Genomic DNA, 25,855 nt, shown 5'->3' on the forward strand with positions numbered 1-25,855 from the left:
CCGTGTCATTTCGCCTTCCTCTGCTGGGGGATGCGCGCCAGGGCGCGTACGGCCGCCTGCGCCAGGGCCGGGTGGGCCAGGGCCTCGTTCAGCACGCGGCGGGCGCGCGGGTCCCCGAGGGCGCCGAGGCCCTCCACACAGGCGAGGGCGACCTTGCGGTAGGGGTCGCGCGGGCGCAGCCGGCGCTCCAGCGTGGTGATGAGCGCGGGCACGGACTCGGGGGCGCGCAGGTCGGCCAGCAGGCGGACGGGGTGCAGGGCGTAGGCGACGCGCAGTTCGTTGGTGGCGAGGGCGGCGGCCGCCCGGGCCGTACGGGGGTCACCGAGCCGGGACAAAGCGTGCGCGGCGGAGGCGCAGCGCGGGGGGTCGCGGTGGTTCAGGAGCAGCACCAGGGACTCGAAGGCGCGCCGGTCGCCCGCGCGTCCCAGGCGGAAGGCGGCCAGTTCCCTGGCCCACAGCGGTTGTCCGGGCGCGGTCAGCACCTCCGCGAGTTCGTCGTGGTCCTCGGTCGCCAGCAATCGGTCGAACGCCGCCGAGCCGTGCGACTCCTGCCGTAAGCGCTCCGTGAGCGATCGCAACTCTTCGTCCACGAAGTCCAGCGTAGGCGGGTGGCGAGGCCAGGGGGAGCTACATCACAAAGTCGGATTCGAGCGCACCTCTGGCGCGCTCGTTACTCGCCGGTTAAGCTCAGACGAGCGAGTTACCCACTCGCATCTCTTGCTGGCGACGGTTTGGTGACGCGGCCGTCGCGAGCATCAGTCGGTTCGGTACGTCTCGTACCGCAGTACGACCCGGCTCCGGGACAGGGCCGGTCGGAATTCCTGCCACAGCGCGGGCGTGTGCACGCCCGTGGCACCGGCAGCACCGGGCGTGTGCGCTCGCAGCCCGGCAACACCCGCACTCCTTCTCGCACCGCGGTGCGCCCGTCGGCGCACCCGGCGCGCTCCTCGTCGTCACCCTCATTCCTGGAGTCCCGCGATGGCCACTCCCCTGTCCCCCCAGTCCGGCACCTCGCCGTCCCCGCTGAAGACGATCGCCGTCGTCGGCCTCGGCACCATGGGCACCGGCATCACCGAGGTCCTCGTGAAGGCCGGCCGCGAGGTGATCGGCATCGACGTCAGCGAGGCCCAGGCCGCCCAGTGCGTCACGGCTCTGGAAGCCTCCACCGCCCGCGCGGTCGAGCGCGGCCGGCTCACGGAGCAGGAGCGCGCCGACGCCCTCGCCCGGGTGCGCACCGGCACCGACCTCGCGGCGGCGGCCGACGCCGACCTCGTCATCGAGGTGGCCCCGGAGTCGTACGAGATCAAGCACCGGATCTTCCACGAGCTGGACGGGATCGTCCGCCCGCAGACGATCCTCGCCACCGGCACCAACGCCCTGTCCGTGACCCGGCTCGCCGCCGACTCGGCGCGCCCCGAGCGGGTGCTCGGACTGCACTTCTTCAACCCGGCGCCCGCGATGCGGCTGGTCGAGGTCGTCTCCTCGGTGCTGACGGCGCCGGGGGCCGTCGCCGCGGTCACCGACCTCGCCCTCGAACTGGGCAAGGAGCCGGTCGCGGTCGGCGACCGCCCCGGCTTCGTCGCGGACGGCCTGCTCTTCGGCTACCTCAACCAGGCCGCCGCGATGTACGAGGCCCGGTACGCCTCCCGCGAGGACATCGACGCGGCGATGCGGCTCGGCTGCGGCCTGCCGATGGGCCCGCTGGCGCTGTTGGACCTGATCGGCGTCGACACCGCGCGTACGGTCCTGGAGGCCATGTACGCCGAGTCCCGCGACCGGCTGCACGCCCCCGCGCCGATCCTGAAGCAGCTCAGCGAGGCGGGCCTGACCGGCCGCAAGTCCGGGCGCGGCTTCTACACCTACGAGGCGCCGGGCAGCGCGGCGGTCGTGCCGGACGCGCTGACCCCGGCGCCGGACGGTGCCCGCGGCGCGGGGCGCGAGGTCCGCTCGGTCGGGGTCGCCGGCTCCGGCACCATGGCCTCCGGCATCGCCGAGGTGTTCGCCAAGGCGGGCTACGCGGTCGTCCTGGCCGCCCGCAGCGAGGAGAAGGCGCAGGCCGCCAAGGCCCGGATCGGCAAGTCCCTGGCCCGCTCCGTCGACAAGGGCCGCATGACCGCCGAGGCCGCCGCCGAGGTCCTGGACCGGATCTCCCCGGCCGGCTCCTACGACGCGTTCGCCGACGTCGACCTGGCCGTCGAGGCGATCGCCGAGGACCTGGAGGTCAAGCGGCAGCTGTTCCAGACGCTCGACAAGGTCTGCAAGCCCGGCGCGGTCCTCGCCACCACCACCTCCTCGCTGCCCGTCGTCGCCTGCGCCCGCGCCACCTCGCGCCCGCAGGACGTCATCGGCATGCACTTCTTCAACCCGGCGCCTGCGATGAAGCTGGTCGAGGTCGTGCGGACCGTGCTGACGGCCGACGACGTCCACGCGACCGTCCGCGAGGTCTGCACGAGGATCAGGAAGCACCCGGTGGACTGCGGCGACCGGGCCGGCTTCATCGTGAACGCGCTGCTGTTCCCGTACCTGAACAACGCCATCAAGATGGTCGAGGAGCACTATGCGTCCCTGGACGACATCGACGCGGCGATGAGGCTCGGCGGCGGCTACCCGATGGGCCCCTTCGAGCTGCTGGACGTGGTCGGCCTGGACGTCTCGCTGGCCATCGAGAAGGTTCTGCACCGCGAGTTCCGCGACCCGGGCCTGGCTCCGGCCCCGCTGCTGGAACACCTGGTGGCGGCGGGCTGCCTCGGCCGCAAGACCGGCCGCGGCTTCCGCGAGTATGCCCGCCGCTGACGGCGTCGGCGACTGGTCCCACGCGGACGCGGACTGGGGCGGACTGCTCGATCCCGCTGCGCATCCCCTCCCCGCCCGGGCAGGCGGTCCCCCGCCCGTCCCGGGCGGGGAAACCCCCACACCTGCGCACCGAGCTGCGCACATGCAGTACGTTCGGGTCATGTCCCAGCCCGCCAAGTCCTCACGTACACCAGCTACGCCCGACGCGCCGGAAAGTGCCGCAGGCAGTCGCGCCGCCGCCCAGCGGCTCAAGATGCGCCGGGAACTGGCGGCCGCAGCCATGGAGCTGTTCTCGACCAAGGGGTACGAGGCGACCACCGTCGACGAGATCGCGGCAGCCGCCGGGGTCGCCCGTCGCACCTTCTTCCGCCACTTCCGCTCCAAGGAAGAGGCGATCTTCCCGGACCACGACGACACGCTGGTGCGTGCCGAGGCGGTCCTCAACGCGGCCCCCGCGCACGAGCACCCGCTCGACACCGTGTGCCGCGGCATCAAGGAAGTCATGAAGATGTACGCGGCCCGGCCGGAGATCTCGGTCGCCCGCTACAAGCTCACCCGCGAGGTGCCCACCCTGCGCGAGGCCGAGATCGCCTCCGTGGCCCGCTACGAGCGCCTGTTCACCCGCTATCTGCTCGGCCACTTCGACGAGCACGCGCACGCCGACGACGCCAACGACGACCCGCTGCTGGCCGAGGTGGCCGCCTCCGCCGTCGTCACCGCGCACAACCACGTCCTGCGCCGCTGGCTGCGGGCGGGCGGCCAGGGGGACGTCGAGGCACAGCTCGACCACGCCTTCGCGATCGTACGGAAGACGTTCGGCACCGGGATCGGGGCCGGACGCGGTCCGGCACCCCGCACGGCCGCCGGCACCGTCCCGGCGACGGTCTCCGCGCACGGTGAGGTACTCGTCACGGTCGCCCGCACCGACGCCCCGCTGGACGAGGTCATGCGGACCATCGAAGAGGCGCTCAAGGAGCGCTGAGCACCGCCCCCAGCCTTTCCCGGCTGTGATGACGGCCACCCTTCGGGGTGGCCGTTTTGGCATGTCAGGGCCCGTTTTCCAGCGGATTTCAGACGCCGTTCGATCGATCATCGCTCATTTGTTACGTAAAGATTTCACCTGAGCCCAACTTCTGGCACTCAGTGCCTTGCCGCCTGACACGCGGTGTCATACGTTGAAGGTGTCCGGGCGGCCGGCGAGCAGAGACCATTCGCTCGTCGGCTGTCCCCGCAAGCCGATTGGCCTGCGCGCCCGGACGCCTGCGTCACAGGCAACCTCCCGCGCCACAAAGCGCTGCCGAAGCACCACCGAGCCGAACCGACGGCACATCCCAAAACCCTCAGCAGCACTCATCGCAGCACCGACGAACCCTCAGCACCCCCTCCCTCAGGGGCGCTCACCGCCGGAGGCAACACCGTGACCGTGAAGGACATCCTGGACGCGATCCAGTCGAAGGACGCCACGTCCGCCGACTTCGCCGCTCTGCCACTCCCCGAGTCGTACCGCGCGATCACCGTGCACAAGGACGAGACGGAGATGTTCGCGGGCCTCGAGACCCGCGACAAGGACCCGCGCAAGTCGATCCACCTCGACGAGGTGCCCGTGCCCGAACTCGGCCCGGGTGAGGCCCTGGTGGCCGTCATGGCCTCCTCGGTCAACTACAACTCGGTGTGGACCTCGATCTTCGAGCCGCTGTCCACGTTCGGGTTCCTGGAGCGCTACGGCAAGGTCAGCGAGCTGACGAAGCGTCACGATCTGCCGTACCACATCATCGGCTCCGACCTCGCGGGCGTCGTCCTGCGCACCGGTCCGGGCGTCAACGCCTGGAAGCCCGGCGACGAGGTCGTCGCCCACTGCCTGTCCGTCGAGCTGGAGTCCTCCGACGGGCACAACGACACGATGCTCGACCCCGAGCAGCGCATCTGGGGCTTCGAGACCAACTTCGGCGGTCTCGCCGAGGTCGCGCTCGTCAAGTCCAACCAGCTGATGCCGAAGCCGGCCCACCTCAGCTGGGAGGAGGCCGCGGCCCCGGGCCTGGTCAACTCCACGGCCTACCGCCAGCTGGTCTCCCGCAACGGCGCCCAGATGAAGCAGGGCGACAACGTCCTGATCTGGGGCGCGAGCGGCGGACTCGGCTCGTACGCCACGCAGTTCGCGCTCGCCGGCGGCGCCAACCCGATCTGCGTCGTCTCCAGCGACCAGAAGGCGGACATCTGCCGTTCCATGGGCGCCGAGGCGATCATCGACCGCAACGCCGAGGGCTACAAGTTCTGGAAGGACGAGCAGACCCAGGACCCGAAGGAGTGGAAGCGCTTCGGCAAGCGCATCCGCGAGCTCACCGGCGGCGAGGACATCGACATCGTCTTCGAGCACCCCGGCCGCGAGACCTTCGGCGCCTCCGTGTTCGTCACCCGCAAGGGCGGCACCATCACCACCTGCGCCTCGACCTCGGGCTACATGCACGAGTACGACAACCGCTACCTGTGGATGTCGCTGAAGCGGATCATCGGCTCGCACTTCGCCAACTACCGCGAGGCGTGGGAGGCCAACCGCCTCATCGCCAAGGGCAAGATCCACCCGACCCTGTCGAAGACCTACTCCCTGGAAGAGACCGGCCAGGCGGCCTACGACGTCCACCGCAACCTGCACCAGGGCAAGGTCGGCGTGCTGTGCCTCGCGCCCGAGGAGGGCCTCGGTGTGCGCGACGAGGAGATGCGCGCCACGCACATCGACGCCATCAACCGCTTCCGCAACGTCTGAGAGCCATAGATGACAGAGCGTCAGAAGGACCGGCCGTGGCTCATGCGCACGTACGCCGGTCACTCCACCGCCGAGGCGTCCAACGAGCTGTACCGGCGCAACCTCGCCAAGGGCCAGACCGGCCTGTCGGTGGCGTTCGACCTGCCGACGCAGACCGGCTACGACCCCGACCACATCCTCGCCCGCGGCGAGGTCGGCCGGGTCGGCGTGCCCGTCTCGCACCTCGGTGACATGCGCCGGCTGTTCCAGGACATCCCCCTGGAACAGATGAACACCTCGATGACGATCAACGCCACCGCCATGTGGCTGCTGGCGCTCTATCAGGTCGTCGCCGAGGAGCAGGGCGCGGACATCACCCGGCTCCAGGGCACGACCCAGAACGACATCGTCAAGGAGTACCTGTCCCGGGGCACCCATGTGTTCCCGCCGGGACCGTCGCTCCGCCTGACGACGGACATGATCGCGTACACGGTCTCCCACATCCCGAAGTGGAACCCGATCAACATCTGCAGCTACCACCTGCAGGAGGCCGGGGCCACACCGGTGCAGGAGATCGCGTACGCGATGTCCACCGCGATCGCCGTCCTCGACGCCGTGCGCGACTCCGGCCAGGTGTCCGAGGAGCGCATGGGCGACGTGGTCGCCCGTATCTCCTTCTTCGTGAACGCGGGCGTCCGCTTCGTCGAGGAGATGTGCAAGATGCGGGCGTTCGGCCGCATCTGGGACAAGGTCACGCGTGAGCGCTACGGCATCGAGGACCCCAAGCAGCGCCGCTTCCGCTACGGCGTCCAGGTCAACTCCCTCGGCCTGACCGAAGCGCAGCCGGAGAACAACGTCCAGCGGATCGTGCTGGAGATGCTGGCCGTGACGCTGTCGAAGGACGCACGCGCGCGTGCCGTGCAGCTCCCGGCCTGGAACGAGGCCCTCGGTCTGCCCCGGCCCTGGGACCAGCAGTGGAGCCTGCGCATCCAGCAGGTCCTCGCGCACGAGAGCGATCTGCTGGAGTACGACGACATCTTCGCGGGCTCGCACGTCATCGAGGCGAAGGTGACCGCGCTCGTCGAGGAGTCCCTCGCGGAGATGGACCGGATCCAGGAGATGGGCGGCGCGATGGCCGCCGTCGAGTCCGGCTATCTCAAGGCGCAGCTGGTCTCCTCGCACGCCGAGCGGCGGGCGCGGATCGAGTCCGGCCAGGAGAAGATCATCGGCGTCAACATCTTCGAGACGACCGAGCCGAACCCGCTGACCGCCGATCTCGACCAAGCGATCCAGACCGTCGACCCGGCGGTCGAGGCCCGCGTCATCGCCTCGCTCGGGAACTGGCGCGACACCCGCTACCAGCCGCCGTTCAACCACCCGCGCCCCTGCAAGGCGCTGGAGCGGCTGAAGGAGGCCGCCAAGGGCACGGACAACCTCATGCAGGCCACGCTGGAGTGCGCCCGCGCCGGGGTCACGACCGGCGAGTGGGCGGGCGCCCTGCGCGAGGTGTTCGGTGAGTACCGGGCGCCCACCGGGGTCTCCTCCGCCCCCGTCGCGGTTCCCGTCGAGGCCGGCTCGGCGCTCGCCGACGTCCGCGCCAAGGTCGATGCCACCGCCCGCGACCTCGGCGTCGGCAAGCTGCGCTTCCTGGTCGGCAAGCCGGGCCTGGACGGGCACTCCAACGGCGCCGAGCAGATCGCCGTACGCGCCCGTGACGCCGGCTTCGAGGTGGTCTACCAGGGCATCCGCCTGACGCCCGAGCAGATCGTGGACGCGGCCCTGGACGAGGACGTACACGCCGTGGGCCTGTCGATCCTGTCCGGCTCACACGCCCAGCTGGTGCCGGACGTGCTTCAGCGGCTGCGTGTGGCCGGTGCCACAGACATACCGGTGATCGCCGGTGGCATCATCCCGAATGGTGATGCCGAGCAGCTCAGGGCCGCCGGAGTAGCCGCCGTCTTCACCCCGAAGGACTTCGACATCACCGGGATCATCGGCCGCATCGTCGACGAGATCCGGAAAGCGAACAAGCTCGACCCCCTGGAGGTCCCCGCATGACCACCCCTGTCAACCGCCTTCGCCCGCGGCGCTCCTGCCTGGCCGTACCGGGCTCGAACCCCCGCTTCCTGGAGAAGGCGCAGGGCCTCCCCGCCGACCAGGTCTTCCTGGACCTGGAGGACGCGTGCGCGCCGCTCGCCAAGCCCGAGGCGCGGCACACCATCGTCAAGTTCCTCAACGAGGGCGACTGGACGGGCAAGACGCGTGTCGTGCGCGTCAACGACTGGACGACCGAGTGGACGTACCGCGATGTCGTCACGGTCGTCGAGGGCGCCGGCCAGAACCTCGACTGCATCATGCTGCCGAAGGTGCAGACGGCTGAGCAGATCGTGGCCCTGGACCTGCTGCTGACCCAGATCGAGAAGACGATGGGCTTCGAGGTCGGCAAGATCGGCATCGAGGCGCAGATCGAGAACGCGCAGGGCCTCAACAACGTCAACGAGATCGCGACGGCCTCCCAGCGCGTCGAGACGATCATCTTCGGCCCGGCCGACTTCATGGCGTCCATCAACATGAAGTCGCTGGTCGTGGGCGAGCAGCCGCCCGGCTACCCGGCGGACGCCTACCACTACATCCTGATGAAGATCCTGATGGCGGCCCGCGCCAACAACCTCCAGGCGATCGACGGCCCCTACCTCCAGATCCGCAACATCGACGGCTACCGCGAGGTCGCCCAGCGCGCCGCCGCGCTCGGCTTCGACGGCAAGTGGGTACTGCACCCGGGCCAGGTCGAGGCGTCGAACGAGATCTTCTCGCCCTCCCAGGAGGACTACGACCACGCCGAGCTGATCCTGGACGCGTACGACTACTACACGTCCGAGGCGGGCGGCAAGAAGGGCTCCGCGATGCTCGGCGACGAGATGATCGACGAGGCCAGCCGCAAGATGGCCCTGGTCGTCTCCGGCAAGGGCCGGGCCGCGGGCATGCAGCGCACGAGCAAGTTCGAGATCCCGGAGGCCTGAGCGCGATGCAGTTCGGACGCACCTACGAGGAGTTCGAGGTCGGCGCGGTGTACAAGCACTGGCCGGGCAAGACGGTCACGGAGTACGACGACCACCTGTTCTGTCTCCTCACCATGAACCACCACCCGCTCCACATGGACACCAACTACGCCGAGAAGACGACGGACTTCGGCAAGAACGTGGTGGTCGGGAACTACATCTACTCGCTGCTGCTCGGCATGTCCGTGCCGGACGTCTCCGGCAAGGCGATCGCCAACCTGGAGATCGAGTCGCTCAGGCACGTGGCGCCGACCTTCCACGGCGACACGGTCTACGGCGAGACGACCGTGCTCGACAAGTGGCCGTCGAAGTCGAAGAACGACCGCGGCATCGTCCACGTCGAGACCAAGGGCTACAAGCAGGACGGCACCCTCGTGTGCGTCTTCCGCCGCAAGGTCATGGTGCCCACCGAGACGTACATCAAGGAGCGCGGCGGCGAGCAGCCCGGCCGCCCCGAGCTGAAGCAGCAGGAGAAGTAATGGCGCGCCTCGCCCAGACCGCCGGTCTGACCGACGTCCAGCAGGAGATCCTCTCCACCGTCCGGGACTTTGTCGACAAGGAGATCATTCCGGTCGCGACCGAGCTGGAGCACCGCGACGAGTACCCGCAGCAGATCGTCGACGGCCTGAAGGAACTCGGCCTGTTCGGCCTGATGATCCCCGAGGAGTACGGGGGCCTGGGCGAGTCGCTGCTCACCTACGCGCTGTGCGTGGAGGAGATCGCCCGCGGCTGGATGTCGGTGTCCGGCATCATCAACACCCACTTCATCGTCGCGTACATGCTCAAGCAGCACGGCACGCAGGAGCAGAAGGACCACTTCCTGCCCCGTATGGCCGCCGGCGACATCCGCGGCGCCTTCTCGATGTCGGAGCCGGGCCTGGGCTCCGACGTGTCGGCGATCACGTCGAAGGCGGTCAGGGACGGCGACGAGTACGTCCTGAACGGCCAGAAGATGTGGCTGACCAACGGCGGTACGTCGTCGCTCGTGGCCGTTCTCGTCCGGAGTGACGAAGGCCACCCCGAAGGCACGGCCCCGCACAAGTCGATGACGACCTTCCTGATCGAGAAGGAGCCCGGCTTCGGCGAGGTCCGCCCCGGCCTCACGATCCCCGGCAAGATCGAGAAGATGGGCTACAAGGGCGTCGACACGACCGAGCTGATCATGGACGGCCTGCGACTCCCGGCCGACCGGGTGCTCGGCGGCGTCACCGGACGCGGTTTTTACCAGATGATGGACGGCGTCGAGGTCGGCCGGGTCAATGTGGCGGCCCGTGGCTGCGGCGTCGCCCAGCGTGCCTTCGAGCTGGGGGTCGGTTACGCCCAGCAGCGACACACCTTCGGCAAGCCGATCGCCCAGCACCAGGCGATCCAGTTCAAACTGGCCGAAATGGCCACCAAGGTCGAGGCCGCCCATGCAATGATGGTCAACGCGGCACGCAAAAAGGACTCCGGGGAGCGAAACGACCTGGAAGCGGGGATGGCGAAGTACCTCGCCTCCGAGTACTGCAAGGAGGTCGTGGAGGATGCCTTCCGGATCCACGGCGGCTACGGCTTCTCCAAGGAGTACGAGATCGAGCGCCTCTACCGTGAGGCCCCGATGCTCCTCATCGGTGAAGGTACCGCCGAGATCCAGAAAATGATCATCGGGCGCAGGCTGCTCGAAGAGTATCGATTCCAGGGCTGAATGTCCGGGTACGGGGTGTTTTCTTCGAGAAGAAGATCACACCCTGTAGACGGTCTTCGGCCGCCGACTCAGCTTCTTGGCTTGCCCAGTTGTGGCCCGCGACCGGTACGATCCCGGGAAAGCCGCCGTCCCCCGTTACAGCGCGGCATCATCCGCTACGAAGGTCATCCATGCCCCACAGCCAAACCTCTGCACATCGAGACAGCCTGGCCGGCGTACGCCTCGCGCGCGGAGCATCGCCGTGGCTCCTCCCGACCGTCGCCACCGCAGCCCTCAGCCTGGCCCGCGCCCGCCGCTCGGGCGCCGCCAAGGCCGTCGCCGTGCCCGCCACCGCGCTCGCGGCGGGCATGCTGTGGTTCTTCCGCGACCCCGAGCGCGAGATCGCCGCGGGCCGGGTCATCTCGCCGGCCGACGGCGTGGTGCAGAGCATCATGCCGTGGAAGGACGGACGTACCCGCGTCGCGATCTTCATGAGCCCGCTCAACGTCCACGTCAACCGCGCGCCCCTGGCGGGCACGGTGACGTCGGTCGAGCACATCCCCGGCGGCTTTGTTCCGGCTTTCAACAAGGAGAGCGAGAACAACGAGCGCGTAGTCTGGCATTTCGACACCGAACTCGGCGACATCGAGATGATCCAGATCGCCGGCGCGGTGGCCCGCCGCATCGTGCCCTACGTCCCTGAGGGTACGAAGGTCGAGCAGGGCGACCGAATCGGTCTGATCCGCTTCGGCTCGCGTGTCGACCTCTACCTGCCCGAAGGCGTGGAGGTCGCGGTCGAGGTCGGACAGAAGACCGTGGCTGGGGTGACTCGCATTGACCGTGATTGATCCGGAGACCCAGGCGGGCTGGGTGCCCGAGGCGGACGAGGTGGACGAAGAAGAGGAGATGCCCCTCTCTCTGCGCCTGTCGATAGCGGACACCCTCACGCTCGGCAACGCCACGTGCGGCTTCATGGCGGTGTACTTCACCACCACCGGCATCCTGATCCCGCACCTCACCGGCAGCCAGGAATCCGGCATGGCCCGCCACAGCGCGGCCACGGCGGTCATCCTGATGCTCTGCGCGGCCGTCTTCGACCTGTTCGACGGACTGGTGGCCCGCAAGCTGCGCTCGTCCCCCATGGGCGCGGAGCTGGACAACCTGTCCGACCTGATCAGCTTCGGGCTCGCGCCCGCGTACTTCGTTCTCGTCTACGGCATGGTCGCCGACGACGCGCACCAGAGAATGGCGGCGCTCGGGGCGATCGTGGTGCTGCTGGCCGTGGTCCTGCGGCTGGCCCGGTTCAGTTGCGTGACGATGAAGGACGGCATGTTCCAGGGCATGCCCTCGCCGTTCGGCGCGCTGACGGTCGTCTCGATCGTGCTGCTGGAGCTGCCCTTCGTGGCGACCTTGCTGGCGATCCTGGGCACCGCGTGGCTGATGGTGAGCCGTGTGGAGTACCCCAAGCCGCGGGGCCGCCTCGCCGGCGCGATGCTCTCCTGGATCGTCCTGTCCATGGGCCTGCTGGCGGCCTGGGCGTTCGACGCGCCCAGCGGTCAGCTGCTGCTCCAGACGGGCTGTGCGCTGCAGCTGGTCATGGGCGCCGTGATTCCGCTGTTCGCGACGGCTCGGCGGGTGAACAACTTCCGCGGCAACCGGCGTGAGGCGCGGGCCGCGCAGTTGCCGTAGACCTTGCCGCGAAGGGCCCCGGACCCGGGTTGGGTTCGGGGCCCTTCGTCTTGGTTTTCTGCCCTCTCACCCGCCTCGGCCGGCTGAGAGGGTGCCGTGTCGGTCGGGTGGGCGCCCTCCCCGTTGGCAGTCGTCGGGTGGGCGCCCTTCCCGGTGGCAGGCGGGCATGGGCCGGGGGTCTGGGGCGGAGGCCCCGGAGGGCTCAGGACATGTAGTCCTCGGCGATGCGGGCCGCGACGCGTTCCAGGATCGGGCCGGCGTCCGCGATGCACTTGGCGACGTCCGGCTCGACCGACGTGAGGGGGTAGGCCCGCTCGATGCCGGCCCGCCGCAGCGCCTCCTCCGGCAGAGCCAGCCGCCCGCAGACCGCCACCACCGCCTTGCCCGCGGCACGCGATGCCGCCGCGACCCCCGCCGGCGCCTTCCCGTGCAGCGTCTGCTTGTCCAGCGACCCCTCGCCGGTGATCACCAGAGCGGCCCGCTCCAGCGCGGGCGCGAAGCCGAGGACGTCCAGCATCACCTCGATGCCCGGGCGGAAGCGGGCGCCCAGCAGCAGGGCGCCGTAGCCGATGCCACCCGCCGCACCCGCGCCCGGCGCCGCCGCGTACTCGGCGGCCCGCGGCCCCACGGCCGTCTCCAGCACCTTCGCGAAGTGCGCCAGCGCCGCGTCCAGGGTCGCCACGTCGTCCGGCGAGGCGCCCTTCTGCGGGCCGTACACCGCCGGCGCGCCCTTCGGCCCGGTCAGCGGGTTGTCGACGTCGCTCGCCAGCACCAGCTCCACCGAGGACAGCCGCGGGTCCAGACCGGACAGGTCCGCCCGCACCAGATCCGCGAGCCCGCCGCCCCCGGGCGGCACCGGCTCGCCGTCCGCGTCCAGGAACCGGGCGCCCAGCGCCGCCAGCATCCCGGCGCCGCCGTCCGTGGTGGCGCTGCCGCCGACCCCGAACACGATCGTCCGCGCGCCCGCGTCCAGCGCGGCCCGCAGCAGCTCTCCGGAGCCGTACGTCGAGGCCGTGAGCGGCGCGAAGACACCGGCCGGCAGGCGTTGCAGACCGCTGGCCTCCGCCATCTCCACGACCGCGGTCGCACCGCGCAGCGCGTACGCGGCCGTCACCTCCTGGCCCAGCGGCCCGGCGACCCGCACCTCGCGCCGCTCGAAACCGGCCGCGACCGCCGCGTCCACGGTCCCGTCGCCACCGTCGGCCACGGGCAGCGCCTCGACCCGGAGGTCCGGCACGACCCGGCGCAGGCCAGCCGTCACCCGCTCGGCGACCTGCACGGCCGTCAGCGAGCCCTTGAACTTGTCCGCGGCGATGAGCACCCGACGGGTCTCGTCCACTGCAGCGTCCGCCACCTTGCTTTCCCCTTGCTCTCCGGGCCCCGCGCACGTCAGGGCCAGTCGCGCCGCTGCGACCATAACCTCAGCAGGCCCCCGCCGTCATGCCCCGACCGAAGGCTGGGAAGCCGCTGGGAGCCCCCTGGGGAAAACGGGTACACCCCAGCCATGACCACGCAGCCCACCACGGCCGCCCCGCTCACCCGGCCGGACCTCGCCGACCGGATCCACGGCGGCTGGCTCGGCCGGATCGCGGGCAACATGCTCGGCAAGCCGGTCGAACAGGGCGAGGTGTGGACCCGCGACCGTATCGACCGCTATCTGCGCAGGGCCGGGGCGCTGCCGCTCACCGGCTATCTGCCCGAGCCCGCCGACCCGGCCGACCGCGCGGTGCTGCGCCCGGAGTGGCGCAGTTGCGTGCGCGGCCGGATCCACGGCAGCTGCCGGGACGACGACGTGGACTACGCGATCCTCGGCCTGGACCTGCTGGAGACCCACGGCTTCGGCTTCAGCACCGAGCAGGTCGGCGACCTGTGGCTGCTCAGGCTGCCCTACCTGCAGACCTTCACCGCGGAACGGGCGGCGTACCGCAATCTCGTCGACGGGCTCGGACCGCCGCTGACGGCGACGCACCACAACCCCTACCAGGAGTGGATCGGGGCGTTGATCCGTGCCGACATCCACGGGTGGACCTGCCCCGGCGACCCGGTCCGCGCCGCCGGTCTGGCCCGCCGGGACGCGGTGCTGTCGCACACCGGCAACGGTGTGTACGGCGCGATGTTCGCGGCGGCGCTGATCGCGGCGGCGTTCACCGCGCCGACCGTGCGGGACGCGCTGGACAGCGGGCTCGGCGTGATCCCCGCGGGCAGCCGGCTCGCCCGCACCGTACGGCGGGTCGCGGCCCTGCACGAGTCCGGGCTGTCCTGGGCCGGAACGCTGGCCACGGTCTCCGAGGAGACCGCCGGGCTCGGCTGGATCCACACCGTGCCGAACGCCGCCGTGCTCACCGCCGGGCTGCTGTACGGCGACGACGACTTCACCCGGACCATCACCCTGACCGTGCGCGGCGGCCTGGACACCGACTCCAACGGGGCGACCGCCGGCTCGGTGGCCGGGGTCCGCACCGGTGCGGCCGCCGTCCCCGTCCAGTGGACGGAGCCGCTCCAGGACACCGTGCGGAGTGCGGTGTCCGGCTTCGACGGCGTACGGATCAGTGCGCTGGCACAACGCACCCTGCGCCTGGCGGCGGCAGGGCCGTAGCGGTACGGCGGGTGGTTACCCTTCCTCAATGACCACGACTCCTGACTTCGCCGCGTACATCGCGAGCCTGCCCCGCGTCCTCGCCGGTGCCGCCGCGCTCTTCCGGGACGCCGGGGGGCGGGTGCTGCTCGTCGAGCCCAACTACCGCGAGGGCTGGGCGCTTCCGGGCGGAACCATCGAGTCCGACGACGGGGAGAGCCCGCGCGAGGGCGCACGCCGGGAGACGCTGGAGGAGATCGGCCTCGACCGGGAACTCGGCCGGCTGCTGGCCGTGGACTGGGTGGCCGGCGAGGGCCGGCCACCGCTGGTGGCGTACCTGTACGACGGCGGGATCCTCACGGACGCCGACCTGAAGGCCGTCCGTCTGCAGGAGGAGGAACTGCTGTCCTGGCGCCTGGTCGCGCGCGAGGAGATCACCGGCCACCTCCCCGGCGCCCTCGGCCGCCGTGTCCTGACCGCCCTGGACGTCCTCGCGGACGGCTCGGGCACGGCGGAGCTGGAGAACGGCCACCGGGTGTCCTGACGGCCGGGCCGGGGCCGGGCGTTATCCGTTCGCGCAGTCCGGTCCGCCCGGCCTACGCTCGACGACATGACCAAGCCCCTCGTCGCCCTGCTCAGCGGTGCAGGTATCTCCACCGACTCCGGCATCCCGGACTACCGCGGGCCGAACGGGCTGTGGCGGCGGGATCCGGAGGCCGAGAAGCTCGTCACGTACGAGTACTACATGGCGGACCCGGAGATCCGGCGGCGCTCGTGGCAGATGCGGCGGAAGAACCGCGCCCTCAAGGCCGAGCCGAACGCCGCCCACCGGGCCGTCGCCGACCTGGAGAAGTCCGGGATCCCCGTGCGGGTGATCACACAGAACGTCGACGGACTGCACCAGCTGGCCGGTATGCCCGCCCGCAAGGTGCTCGAACTGCACGGCAGCGCACGGAGTTTCGTGTGCACCGCGTGCCATGCCCGCGGGCCGATGGCGGACGCCCTCGCCCGGGTCGAGGCCGGCGAGGAGGATCCGGCGTGCCGGGAGTGCGGCGGCATCCTCAAGTCCGCCACCGTGATGTTCGGCGAACGGCTCGACCCCGTGGTCCTCGGCGAGGCCCTGTCCATCAGCAAGGCATGCACGGTCTTCCTCGCCGTCGGCAGCAGCCTCCAGGTGCAGCCCGCCGCCGGGCTGGTCGGCATCGCCGCCGACCACGGCGCCCGGCTCGTCATCGTGAACGCCGAGCCGACGCCGTACGACGAACTCGCCGACGAGGTCGTACGCGAGCCGATCGGCACCGCCCTGCCGGCGCTGCTCGACCGCATCCGGGCCGAGAGCGGCCTGTAGGCGCCTAGAAGAGGGCCTTGCCCCGTTCGAAGTCCAGGAGGCGGCGTTTTCGGTCCAGGCCGCCGCCGTAGCCGGTGAGGTCGCCGCCCGCGCCGATGACGCGGTGGCAGGGGACGATGATGCCGATCGGGTTCTTGCCGTTGGCGAGGCCGACCGCGCGGGAGGCCTTGGGGTTGCCGAGGGCGTCGGCGAGTTCGCCGTAGGAGCGGGTCTCGCCGTACGGGATGCGGGTCAGCTGGTCCCAGACGCCGCGCTGGAACGGGGTTCCGTGCAGGCGGAGTTCGAGGGTGAACTCGGTCAGCTCGCCCGCGAAGTAGGCCGACAGCTGTTCCTCGGCCGCGGCGAAGGGGGTGTCGTCGGGGCCGCCGAAGCTCTCCTCCGGCGGGCGGTGGCGCTGCCCCGCCATGTACAGGCCGCACAGGACGCCGTCGTCGGCGACGAGGGTGAGGGGGCCGTAGGGGCTGGGGATGACCGTGTGCTGCTTCATGTCTGCCGAGCGTCCTTACACGGGGAGGAAGTTGATCGGGTGGCTGTCGGTCGCCCACAGATACTGGACCGCGTACGCCCGCCAGGGACGCCAGGCCTCGGCGCGCGCGGTGAGCGCGGCCGGCGTGGACGGCAGGCCCAACTCCCGTGCCGCGCGCCGGATTCCGAGGTCGGTGGGGAGGAAGGCGTCGGGGTCGCCGAGGGCGCGCATGGCGATGACGTCGACCGTCCAGGGACCGAAGCCGGGCAGGGCCAGGAGGCGGGCGCGGGCCTCGGACCAGTCGGACTCGACACCCAAGTGCAGGGTGCCGTCGGCGAGTTGGCGAACGAGGGTGGTGAAGGTGGTGCGCCGGGTGCGCGGCATGGCCAGGGTCTCGGGGTCGACGTCGGCCAGCGCCTCGGGGGACGGGAAGAGGTGGGTGAGACCGCCCTCGGGGTCGTCCAGGGGTTTGCCGTGCGCGGTGACCAGGCGGGCCGCGTGGGTGCGGGCGGCGGCCGTGGAGACCTGCTGCCCGAGGACGGCGCGGACGGCGAACTCGGCCTCGTCGACTGTGCGCGGCACCCGGCGGCCGGGAGCTTTGTCGACCAGGGGTGCGAGGAACGGGTCCGTGCGCAACTGGTCGTCCACGGCGACCGGGTCGGCGTCCAGGTCGAGCATGCGCCGGCAGCGGCTGATCGCCACGGTCAGGTCGCGCAGGTCGCTCAGGGTGAGCCGGCAGGCGATGTGGTCGGGGCGCGGGGCGAGGGAGACGATCCCGTGGCCGTACGGCAGCCGCAGCGTGCGCCGGTAGGCGCCGGTGGGGGTACCGCCCACGCCGTCCGGGCTGCGGGGGAGCCACTCCTCGACGCCGGGTACGGCGGTGGCGGCGAGATGCCCGAAGAGGTTGTCGGGGTTGAGCGGGGCGCGGAACGGCAGTCGCAGGGAGAGGGTGCCGGGGGTGCTGGCCGGGGTGTTGCGGGGCGTCCTCGCGCGCAGCTCGCTCGGGGAGAGGGCGAAGACCTCGCGGACGGTGCCGTTGAAGGTGCGGATGGAGGAGAAACCGGCCGCGAAGGCGATGTCCGCCATGGGCAGCGGGCTGGTCTCGATGAGCAGCCGCGCGGTCTGGGCACGCTGGGCGCGGGCGAGCGCGAGGGGGCCCGCGCCCAGCTCGGCGAGGAGCTGGCGCTCCACCTGGCGGGTGCTGTAGCCGAGCCGGTCGGCGAGTCCGGGCACGCCCTCGCGGTCCACGACGCCGTCGGCGATGAGCCGCATGGCCCGGGCCACCAGGTCGGCGCGCTGGTTCCACTCCGGGGAGCCGGGGCTGGTGTCGGGGCGGCAGCGCTTGCAGGCCCGGAATCCGGCCTGCTGGCAGGCGGCCGCGCTCGGGTAGAACGTCATGTTCTCCGGTTTGGGCGGGACGACCGGGCAGCTGGGCCGGCAGTAGATCCGGGTGGTCAGAACGGCCGTGAAGAACCATCCGTCGAACCGCGCGTCCTTGGACTGAACGGCGCGTACGCAGTGCTCCCGGTCGAGGTGCGTCGCTGTCTGCATGCCTCAAGGATCGACCACGGACACCACCCACCGCTGGCGGAAATCCGACACCAGCGTCCGGCGGCCTGCCAAGGTTCCGAGCCGGTCGGGGGCGTGCTCTCACCGGCGTGCTGTTCCAGGCGCTGACGCCGGGGGTCACCGGCGCGGTACTCGGCTCGCCGAGGGGTGAAGGGCGTTCAGCCGGCGGTGGTGCCGAGGGCGGTCTGCCGGAACCCGGCGATCCACTCGGCGGTGTGGCGCAGCCCGCCGAACGTGTAGAAGTGCACCTTCACCGTGCCGTGCCGCTCGGGGTCGTAGCGGTGGGCGAGCGTATGCAGGAAGCGGTCCGGGCCGGTCGTGCCCATGAGGTTGGTCAGCGAGAAGCCGTACTTGCGGGCGACGGAGGCACTGGTCGCGACGCCGAACCGGGTGGCGTATCCGAGGAGCCGGCGTACGCCCGCGGGGCCGGGTACGCCGATACGCACGGGCAGGTGCACACCTCGGGCACGGGCGGCCTCCAGCCAGGTGAGGACGGGTTCGACGTCGAAGCCGAACTGGGTGATCACATCGCCGCCGAACCGTTCCGCCCGGAGGGCCGCGCTCTTGTCCGTGAGCGCCGACCACAGCGTGCCGTCGGCTATCGCGGGGTGGCCCTCCGGGTAGCCGCTGATGCCGATGTGGCGGACGCCGTGGCGCTGGAGCAGCCCGGTACGCAGGACGGCGAGGGCGTCCTCGTAGGGGCCTTCGGGGCGAGCCGGGTCGCCTCCGACGACGAAGACGTTCTCGGCGGTGCCGTCCTCGGCCAGCCCGGACAGGAACTCCTCCAGGGCGGTACGGGAGGGCAGGCGGCGCGCGGAGATGTGCGGCACGGGGACGAAGCCGAGCCGCTTGACCGCGCGGGCGGCCGACAGCCGCATACCGAGGTCCTCACCGGCGAGAAAGGTGATGTTGACGCGGGTGCCCCGCGGAATGCTGCCCTGCGCCTCCTCCAGCCGGGGCACGTCCTTGCCGGTCATCTCCAGCGAGAAGTCGTCCAGCAGAGCGGCACCGACCGCAGGGGGGACGGTGAGAGCGGGGTTCATCGTGCTCCTCGTACGACTGTGGTCCTGACCCAGGCCGATGATGCCACGCGGGGCACGACGGCCTTGGGCCAGGGGCATGAGGACCGGCCGGTGAGGTCCGGCACCCGGACGGCCCGGCGAGCGATGACGAGTTCTGCCGGACGACGTGCGTCCGTGCCGAGGTGCTCCGCGGCGCCCGTGCCGAGGGCGCGCCGCCGCTGGTCAAGGACGCAACCAGGCTGTAAGGACCGCCGACGGTTCGGGGATACGGCCCCGAGGGGCACGGGACGAGGCATGCCGGCCCGCCACGCCACCGGACCTGGTGCGGCCGCCGCGGCGCCCTGTGCCTCCGCCACCAGCCCGCCGCCTGCGCCACAGCCCCGGTGTGTCCACCACCGCAGTCGAAGCCCCCGGCAGTCCTGGCCCGGCGCCTGCGCCATGGCGCAGCCCACGGCCGCCGCAGCCGGCCTCCGCCACGACCGCCTCTGGCTCCACCACCGCACCACGGCCCCGCTACGGCGCCGGATTCAGTGGATCGTCCAGCACGCCCGCCAGGCGGCCCGCGTCGGTGGCGGGGGTGAGGTCGGGGTCGAGGCCGGCGGCCGCGGTCGTCAGAGCGGTGAGGGCCGGGAGCAGGGCCGCGCGTTGGTCCGTGGGCAGGCGTTCGACCAGGGTGCGGATCTCCGCGCGGCGGTGCGTCAGCACGCGGTCCACGAGTTCCTCGCCGGCCGGGGTCAGCCGTAGGACGACCTCACGGCGGTTGTCCGGGTTGACCCGCCGGTCGGTGAGGCCCAGGCCCTCCAGGCGCTCGGCCATGCGCAGCGCGGTGGAGGGGGAGACGCCCAGCGTGGCGGCCATGGCGGCCAGTTTGATCGGCCCGCAGGTGTGCAGGGCGACCAGGGAGCGCAGCTGGGGCAGGGTCAGTGGCACGTCGACGGAGGCGAGGGCGCGGGCGGAGAGGGCGACGATCAGCCGGGAGGCCGCCATCACGGCGACGGTGACCTCCTCGGCCTCCCGGTCCAGTGCCTCCTCCGACGGGCTCCCCGGTGCCGGGGTCTGCTGCGGGCCGCTGTCCTGCTGGGCCATGGGCTCCTCGTTCCTCTGGTCCTGTCCACGATCCGGGCCTCAGTCATCACCCATGGTGACCATTGCAGAATGCAATGATAAGCTGCGGGCAACTGGCCCGAGGGGGCGCGACGGAGCCGGTGCCGAAGGTGATGACGATGAGTTCCGAGCCGATCCACGAAGCCTATTCCTTCGTGTGCCTGCGCTGCGGGCACACCTGGGAGGGCGCCTACGACATCCGCCACGTCCGGGACGCCCGGGGGTGCGTGACCGCCGCGTACTACGTCCGCGGCGGGCTGAGAAGAGTGCCGTCACCGCTCACGGCGAACACCTGTCAGGTGTGTGGCGGGCACCGGTTGCGGATCCTGCACCCCGGCCGGGTCGACTCCGCTCGCGCCGTACCCCCTCACCCGCGAGTACTCCGTGGAGCCGCTGGAGGTGCATCTCGTACGGCAGCTGGAGACGCCCGTCGGCGTCACCTTCGCCGCCGACCGCTCCGCCGGCGAGGTCACCGCACTGCTGCGCGCCGCCCACGAGGCGGGCGATCGCGAGGGGCTGCTCGCCCAGCGTCTGTACCCGGTCCTGGACGCGGACGGCTTCCTGCCGGTGACCCGCACCCCGGACGTCCACTGGATGACGGAGGCCCGCTACCGGGGGCAGAAGGTCGTCGTGGTCTCCCCGGACTACTCGGACGCCACCAAGTTCGCCGACGAGTGGCTGCACCCGCACCCGGGCACCGGCGGCGCGCTGGCGATGGCCATGGGGCACGTGATCCTCACCGAGTTCTTCGTGCGGCGGCAGGTGCCGTGCTTCGCCGACTACGTGCGCCGCTTCACCGACCTGCCGTTCCTGGTCGAACTGGAGGACCGGGAGGGGCGGTCGGTGCCGGGCAGGTTCGCCACCTCGGCCGTGCTCGGGCTCGGCGAGGACGGCGAGGACGAGCAGGAGGCCGCCTGGAAGCCGGTGCTGCTGGACGCGGTCTCCGGCCGGCCGGTCGTGCCGAACGGCACGCTGGGCGACCGCTGGCCCAAACGCGGCGAGGGCCGCTGGAACCTGGACCTCGGCGACGTCGACCCCCAACTCACCCTGTACGGACCGGAGTCGACGGCCGTCGAGGTGCTGCTGCCCCGCTTCGACGGTCAGCCGCCCGTGGTGCGCGGGGTGCCGGTGCGCGCGCTGGCCGGGTGGCGGGTCACGACCGTGTTCGACCTGCTGCTCGCCCAGTACGGCGTCGGTCGCGCGGGCCTGCCCGGAACCTGGGCCACGGACTACACGGACGCCGCCCAGCCGTACACGCCCGCCTGGCAGGAGGCGATCACCTCGGTGCCGGCCGCGGCGGCGGAACGCCTGGCCCGGGAGTTCGCGCAGACGGCGGTCCAGACCCGGGACCGCTGCATGATCGTGATGGGCGCCGGCACCAACCACTGGTTCCACTCCGACACCATCTACCGCTCCTTCCTCACCCTGCTGCTGGTCACCGGCTGCCAGGGCGTCAACGGCGGCTGGGCGCACTACGTGGGCCAGGAGAAGGTGCGCCCGTACGCGGGCTGGCAGCAGTTGCAGTCGGCCGCGGACTGGGTGCGGCCCTCCCGGCAGATGGCGGGCACGCCGTACCGGTACCTGCACACCGACCAGTGGCGCTATGACCCGCACGGCGCCGACGCCCTGGCCTCGCCCACCGGAAAGGGCCTGTTCGCGGGGCGGCACACGGCGGATCTGGTGACGCAGTCCATGCGGCTCGGCTGGATGCCCAGCGCGCCCGCCTTCCGCGCCAACCCCCTCGACCTCGGGCGCGCCGTGCGGGAGAGCGGGCACGAGCCGGACGAGTGGGTCGCCGCCCATCTCGCCGACGAACGGCTGGAGTTCGCCTGCGAGGATCCGGACGACCCCGCCAACTGGCCGCGGGTGCTGACCGTCTGGCGGGCCAATCTCATCGGCTCCTCCGCGAAGGGCAACGAGTTCTTCCTGCGGCATCTGCTCGGCGCGAGCGACAACGCGCACGCCGACGAGGCCCCGCCCGGCTCCCGGCCCCGCGATCTCGTCTGGCACGAGCAGGCGCCGCGCGGCAAGCTCGACCTGCTGCTCGCGCTGGACTTCCGGATGACGTCGACCACCCTCATGGCCGACCTGGTGCTGCCGGCCGCCACCTGGTACGAGAAGCACGACCTGTCCAGCACCGACATGCACCCGTACGTGCACGCGTTCTCCCCCGCGACCAGCCCGCCGTGGGAGGCCCGTACCGACTTCGAGATCTTCCACGCGCAGGCCGCGAGGTTCAGCGAACTCGCCACGGGCCGGCTGGATGTGGCGTACGACCTGGTGGCCACTCCGCAGCAGCACGACACCCCCGGTGAGACCGCCCAGCCCGGCGGGGTCGTACCGGACTGGCGGCAGGGGTGTCCGGCTCGACCCGGCGGCAATCTCCCGTACTTCACCGTGGTCGAGCGCGACTACACGGCCGTGGCGGACCAGCTCGCCGACCTCGGACCGCTCGCCGAGGAGCACGGTATGACCGTCAAGGGCGTGACGGTACGGCCGGCGGCGGAGGTGCGCTGGCTGGCCGCCCGCTGCGGCACCGCCGGCTCCGGTCCGGGCGCACGGCCGTCCGCTGCTCGACATCGATGTCAAGCTGTGCGAGGCGATCCTGGCGCTGTCCGGGACGACCAACGGGCGGCTGGCGGCGGAGGGGTTCGAGCGGCTCGCCGAACGCTGCGGAGCGGGCAGCGGGTTCGCGGCCCTGGCCGAGGCGGTCCACGAGCGGCGCGTGGTCTTCTCCGACACCCAGGACCGGCCGGACCAGGTCGGCACGAGTTTCGAGTGGTCCGGCAAGGAGGCACCCGACCGGCGCTACTCGCCCTTCACGGTCAACATCGAACACCGTAAGCCCTGGCACACCCTGACCGGGCGACAGCACCTCTACCTCGACCACGACTGGATGGCCGAGCCGGGCGAGCAACTGCCCGTCTACCGGCCCCCGTTGGATCTCGCCCCGGCCCTGTCCACCGGAGAGCGCGAGGTCGACGTCCGCTACCTCACCCCGCACTCCAAGTGGTCGATCCACTCCGAGTACCAGGAGAACCTGCTCATGCAGACCCTGGCCCGGGGCGGTCCGGTGATCTGGATGGCCGTCGCGGACGCGGAGGCGATCGGCGCGGCCGACAACGACTGGGTGGAGGCGGTCAACCCGAACGGGGTGGTGGTGGCCCGCGCGGTGGTCTCGCACCGGATGCCGCCCGGCACGGTGTTCATGTACCACGTGCAGGAACGCCTGGTGAACGTGCCCCGCTCCGAGGCCACCGGCCGGCGCGGCGGCGTCCACAACGCCCTCACCCGCGTCCTGGTCAAACCGACCCATCTCATCGGCGGATACGGCCAGTTGTCGTTCGCCCCGAACTACTACGGCCCCACCGGCTGCCGCGGCGGCTGCGCAAGGAGGGGACGCTGCCGCGCATCCAGCCGCTGGCCGACCTGTGCAACGCGCTGTCGGCGGCCCGCGCGGTCCCGGCGGCCGCCCTCGACGCCGACCGCGTCCTCGGGCCGTTGCCGCAGGTGCGGCCGGCCGCCGGGGACGGGACGTGCACGGCGTTCGGCGGCGGCGTCGAGCATCCGGCGCCCGTCGAGGCGACCTTCGCCGACTCCGCGGGCCGGGCACACGCCCGGCGCTGGCCGCACCGGCAGAGCGGCCGTTCGGCGGTCGGCGAGCACACCCGCCGGGTGCTCGTGGCGGCGCGGGCCGTGCACGACGGCGGCCCGGCGGCGGCAGGCCCGCTCAGCGCCGGGGGCGGGTGAGCTGGGCGGTGAGGAGATGGGCGTCGAGCAGGCCGACGTCGGCCGTGCGGGCGGCCCGCGCGTAGCCGGCCAGCATTCGCTTGGTGAGCGTGAGCGCTTCGGGCGGGCGCCGCACGAGCGGCCGTACCCAGGCGTCGATCACCGTGTCCAGCTCGTCGCGCGGCGCGAGCTTGTGCAGCAGGCCGAGGCGGTGCGCGGCGGCCGCGTCGAAGGTGTCGCAGGTGAGCATGAGTTCGCGGATCCGCGCGGCGCCGGCCTCGGCGATCAGCCGGCCCATGGCACCGCCCCAGGCGGGCGGCAGGCCGATGCCGACCTCGGGCATGCGGAAGCGGCAGTCGTCCGCCCCCGCGCGCAGGTCGCAGTAGGAGGCGAGGGCGAGTCCGGCGCCGATGACCTTGCCGTGCAGCCGGGCGATGGTGACGGCGTGGGTGCTCTCCAGCGCCTCGCACACCCGGTGGGCCTTGTCGGCGATACGGCGCAGGGCGGCACCGGTGGGGTCGTCGGCGAGCGCCGCCTGGTACTCGGTGCGGTCGGCGCCGAGGCAGAAGTCCGCACCGGCCGCCGTCAGGAGCAGTACCCGCACGTCCGGCCGTTCGTGCAGGCCGTCGAGGAGCGCGAGGAGTCCGTCCAGGGCGGCGACGGTGAGCGTGCTGTCCGCGCCGTTCGCGCCGAGCCGCACCGTCAGCACGGGGCCGGCCTGGTCGGTGTGGAGCGCGGGGGCGGGCAGGGAGTCGTGGAGGCCGGCGATCTCGGTCATGACAGGGCGACGTCCAGGTTGAGCAGGCGGCGGAAGGCCACGCGGGGGGCCCACGTCGGCCGTCGTACGAGGGTGAGGCGGGGGAAGCGGGTGACCAGCTGGCGCAGGAGGGTCTGGGCCTCCAGGCGGGCCAGGGGGGCGCCGAGGCAGTAGTGGACGCCCCCGCTGAAGGCGAGGTGCGCCGGTTTGCGGTGCAGGTTGAACAGTTCGGGGTCCTCGTGCCTGGCCGGGTCGCGGTTGGCCGCGCCGACCAGGAGGTGGACCATCTCGTCCTTGCGGACCTCGACGTCGCCGAGGAGGCCGTCGCGCGAGGCGACCCGGCTGATCACATGGGTGGGCGGGTCGTAGCGCAACGTTTCTTCAACGGCGGCGGGCACGAACTCGGGCTGGACGAGGAGCCGGTACCACTGCCGGGGGTGCTCCAGGAGCAGCAGGGTCATGGTGGACAGCAGGGTGGCCGTGGTCTCCAGGGCGGCCAGCAGCACGAACAGGGCGAGGAAGTAGACGGCTTCGTCGGCCCTGTCGCGGTCACTCTCCATGGTGTCCCACACGGCGATCCAGCGGGACACCGGATCGTCGCCCGGTGCGGCGCGCCGCGCGCGCACCAGGTCCATGAAGTAGTCGCGCAGCTCCGCGGTGGCCGCGTCGGACAGCGCCAACTGGCTGGCGGAGGGAAGCAGTTCCTGGGTGAAGACCTGGTCGTGGGTCAGCTCGCGCAGCCGCCGGAAGTCGGCGGAGGGCAGCCCGAGCCAGTGCCCGATGGTGGCGACCGGCAGTTCCTCGCTCACCAGGGCGTTGAAGTCGGCCTCGCCGTCTCGCAGCCGCTCGGCGAGGGTGTCGAGGAACCGGCCGGTGAACCGGTCCACAGTGCCCCGGAGCTGCTCCAGGGAGCCGCGGTCGAACATGCCGGCCGAGCGGCGCACCCAGGTGTGCTCCGGGGGGTTGAGCGCGGGCAGGGTCCGGCTCATCTCCCGCGAGGAGGGGGCCGTCCAGCGGGTGCCGTGGCCCTGTCGCGCGCGCCAGCGGCTGTCCGGCTCCAGCCACTCGCGGCTGCGCAGCACCTGGTCGCACGCCTGGAAGCCGGTGACGAGGTGCCCGCCCCAGGGTGCGTCGGCCACCTCACCCCGGGCGCGCAGTTCGGCGTAGACCGGGAAGGGGTTGGCCTGGCCCTTCGCGGTCCGCAGACGGGAGAAGAGCGCGACGGCGAAGCGTCTGTCGGTCGGCGGCGTTGTCGCAGTCTCCACAAGGGCCCCTTCTTGATCCAGCTGTCAGCCGCGATGCATACCCTCCGCTTGACGCGTACATACAACGTGACGATTG

At 71.6% G+C, this 25,855-nt stretch carries 21 protein-coding genes and 1 pseudogene; 14 read left to right on the top strand and 8 right to left on the bottom strand.

Annotated features, from left to right (window positions below):
• Positions 1-5: 5 nt before the first annotated feature.
• The gene (locus tag ADK64_RS24570) at positions 6-590 is read right to left on the bottom strand and encodes an adenylosuccinate lyase (protein ID WP_053662002.1); all 585 of its coding nucleotides are present in this window, start codon (positions 588-590) and stop codon (positions 6-8) included.
• A gap of 388 nt (positions 591-978) precedes the next feature.
• On the opposite strand from ADK64_RS24570, the gene ADK64_RS24575 reads away from it, so the two are divergent.
• The 9 genes from ADK64_RS24575 (at position 979) to pssA (ending at position 11,944) form a co-directional block, all read left to right on the top strand.
• Positions 979-2,793 (top strand): 3-hydroxyacyl-CoA dehydrogenase family protein, encoded by a 1,815-nt coding sequence (locus tag ADK64_RS24575; RefSeq protein ID WP_053662003.1) that lies wholly within the window; start codon positions 979-981, stop codon positions 2,791-2,793.
• A 160-nt stretch (positions 2,794-2,953) separates the two neighbouring features.
• Positions 2,954-3,775, top strand: coding sequence for a TetR family transcriptional regulator (locus tag ADK64_RS24580; protein WP_199829700.1), 822 nt, complete (start codon positions 2,954-2,956; stop codon positions 3,773-3,775).
• 441 nt (positions 3,776-4,216) lie between these two features.
• A complete protein-coding gene (gene ccrA / locus ADK64_RS24585) occupies positions 4,217-5,554 on the top strand; it encodes a crotonyl-CoA carboxylase/reductase (RefSeq protein WP_199829702.1) in 1,338 nt (445 codons plus the stop codon).
• Positions 5,555-5,563: 9 nt separating this feature from the next.
• Positions 5,564-7,591: a protein meaA gene (locus tag ADK64_RS24590; protein ID WP_053662006.1), complete on the top strand. Its 2,028-nt coding sequence runs from the start codon at positions 5,564-5,566 to the stop codon at positions 7,589-7,591.
• Positions 7,588-8,553, top strand: coding sequence for an HpcH/HpaI aldolase/citrate lyase family protein (locus ADK64_RS24595; RefSeq protein WP_053662007.1), 966 nt, complete (start codon positions 7,588-7,590; stop codon positions 8,551-8,553). Before ADK64_RS24590 ends, ADK64_RS24595 begins: the two co-directional genes overlap by 4 nt.
• A 5-nt stretch (positions 8,554-8,558) precedes the next feature.
• Positions 8,559-9,071 carry a MaoC family dehydratase gene (locus ADK64_RS24600; RefSeq protein ID WP_053662008.1) on the top strand — a complete coding sequence of 171 codons (513 nt, stop codon included), beginning with the start codon at positions 8,559-8,561 and terminating at the stop codon, positions 9,069-9,071.
• Positions 9,071-10,276, top strand: a complete 1,206-nt coding sequence (locus ADK64_RS24605; RefSeq protein WP_053662009.1) for an acyl-CoA dehydrogenase family protein — start codon at positions 9,071-9,073, stop codon at positions 10,274-10,276. The genes ADK64_RS24600 and ADK64_RS24605 overlap by 1 nt, the downstream gene beginning before the upstream one ends.
• A gap of 170 nt (positions 10,277-10,446) precedes the next feature.
• Complete coding sequence (locus tag ADK64_RS24610; protein ID WP_053662010.1) at positions 10,447-11,103, top strand: phosphatidylserine decarboxylase; 657 nt, start codon at positions 10,447-10,449, stop codon at positions 11,101-11,103.
• A gap of 22 nt (positions 11,104-11,125) precedes the next feature.
• On the top strand, positions 11,126-11,944 hold the full coding sequence (pssA, locus tag ADK64_RS24615) for a CDP-diacylglycerol--serine O-phosphatidyltransferase (protein ID WP_053662011.1): 819 nt from the start codon (positions 11,126-11,128) through the stop codon (positions 11,942-11,944).
• A gap of 202 nt (positions 11,945-12,146) precedes the next feature.
• On the opposite strand, the gene ADK64_RS24620 is transcribed toward pssA, so the two are convergent.
• The gene (locus ADK64_RS24620) at positions 12,147-13,283 is read right to left on the bottom strand and encodes a glycerate kinase (protein ID WP_053662012.1); all 1,137 of its coding nucleotides are present in this window, start codon (positions 13,281-13,283) and stop codon (positions 12,147-12,149) included.
• Between the two features lie 165 nt (positions 13,284-13,448).
• Here ADK64_RS24620 and ADK64_RS24625 point away from each other — a divergent pair, with 165 nt between their 5' ends.
• From ADK64_RS24625 to ADK64_RS24635, 3 genes are all read left to right on the top strand, one after another.
• Positions 13,449-14,540 (top strand): ADP-ribosylglycohydrolase family protein, encoded by a 1,092-nt coding sequence (locus ADK64_RS24625; protein ID WP_053662013.1) that lies wholly within the window; start codon positions 13,449-13,451, stop codon positions 14,538-14,540.
• A gap of 28 nt (positions 14,541-14,568) precedes the next feature.
• Complete coding sequence (locus ADK64_RS24630) at positions 14,569-15,063, top strand: NUDIX domain-containing protein (RefSeq protein WP_053662014.1); 495 nt, start codon at positions 14,569-14,571, stop codon at positions 15,061-15,063.
• Positions 15,064-15,129: 66 nt separating this feature from the next.
• Complete coding sequence (locus ADK64_RS24635) at positions 15,130-15,867, top strand: SIR2 family NAD-dependent protein deacylase (RefSeq protein WP_053662015.1); 738 nt, start codon at positions 15,130-15,132, stop codon at positions 15,865-15,867.
• Positions 15,868-15,871: 4 nt separating this feature from the next.
• On the opposite strand, the gene ADK64_RS24640 is transcribed toward ADK64_RS24635, so the two are convergent.
• The 4 genes from ADK64_RS24640 to ADK64_RS24655 form a co-directional block, all read right to left on the bottom strand.
• Entirely contained in the window at positions 15,872-16,354 is a 483-nt protein-coding gene (locus tag ADK64_RS24640; protein ID WP_053662016.1) for a methylated-DNA--[protein]-cysteine S-methyltransferase, read from the bottom strand.
• A 15-nt stretch (positions 16,355-16,369) separates the two neighbouring features.
• Entirely contained in the window at positions 16,370-17,884 is a 1,515-nt protein-coding gene (locus tag ADK64_RS24645; protein WP_053662017.1) for an AlkA N-terminal domain-containing protein, read from the bottom strand.
• Between the two features lie 176 nt (positions 17,885-18,060).
• Positions 18,061-18,945, bottom strand: a complete 885-nt coding sequence (locus tag ADK64_RS24650; protein WP_053662018.1) for a methylenetetrahydrofolate reductase — start codon at positions 18,943-18,945, stop codon at positions 18,061-18,063.
• Between the two features lie 492 nt (positions 18,946-19,437).
• Positions 19,438-20,010 (bottom strand): MarR family winged helix-turn-helix transcriptional regulator, encoded by a 573-nt coding sequence (locus ADK64_RS24655; RefSeq protein ID WP_053662019.1) that lies wholly within the window; start codon positions 20,008-20,010, stop codon positions 19,438-19,440.
• Positions 20,011-20,589: 579 nt separating this feature from the next.
• Here ADK64_RS24655 and ADK64_RS47505 point away from each other — a divergent pair.
• Both ADK64_RS47505 and ADK64_RS24665 read left to right on the top strand, forming a co-directional pair.
• Positions 20,590-23,401, top strand: a pseudogene (locus ADK64_RS47505) (molybdopterin-dependent oxidoreductase); the annotation flags it as partial.
• Positions 23,402-23,448: 47 nt separating this feature from the next.
• Positions 23,449-23,778: a phenylalanine--tRNA ligase beta subunit-related protein gene (locus ADK64_RS24665; protein ID WP_234384695.1), complete on the top strand. Its 330-nt coding sequence runs from the start codon at positions 23,449-23,451 to the stop codon at positions 23,776-23,778.
• Here the strand turns inward: ADK64_RS24665 and ADK64_RS24670 are convergent.
• The gene (locus ADK64_RS24670) at positions 23,759-24,535 is read right to left on the bottom strand and encodes an enoyl-CoA hydratase/isomerase family protein (protein WP_053662034.1); all 777 of its coding nucleotides are present in this window, start codon (positions 24,533-24,535) and stop codon (positions 23,759-23,761) included. The genes ADK64_RS24665 and ADK64_RS24670 overlap by 20 nt on opposite strands.
• Positions 24,532-25,779: a cytochrome P450 gene (locus ADK64_RS24675; protein ID WP_053662020.1), complete on the bottom strand. Its 1,248-nt coding sequence runs from the start codon at positions 25,777-25,779 to the stop codon at positions 24,532-24,534. The genes ADK64_RS24670 and ADK64_RS24675 overlap by 4 nt, the downstream gene beginning before the upstream one ends.
• Positions 25,780-25,855 lie beyond the last annotated feature (76 nt).

The sequence above is a fragment of the Streptomyces sp. MMG1121 genome (assembly GCF_001280015.1).
GTDB lineage: Bacteria > Actinomycetota > Actinomycetes > Streptomycetales > Streptomycetaceae > Streptomyces.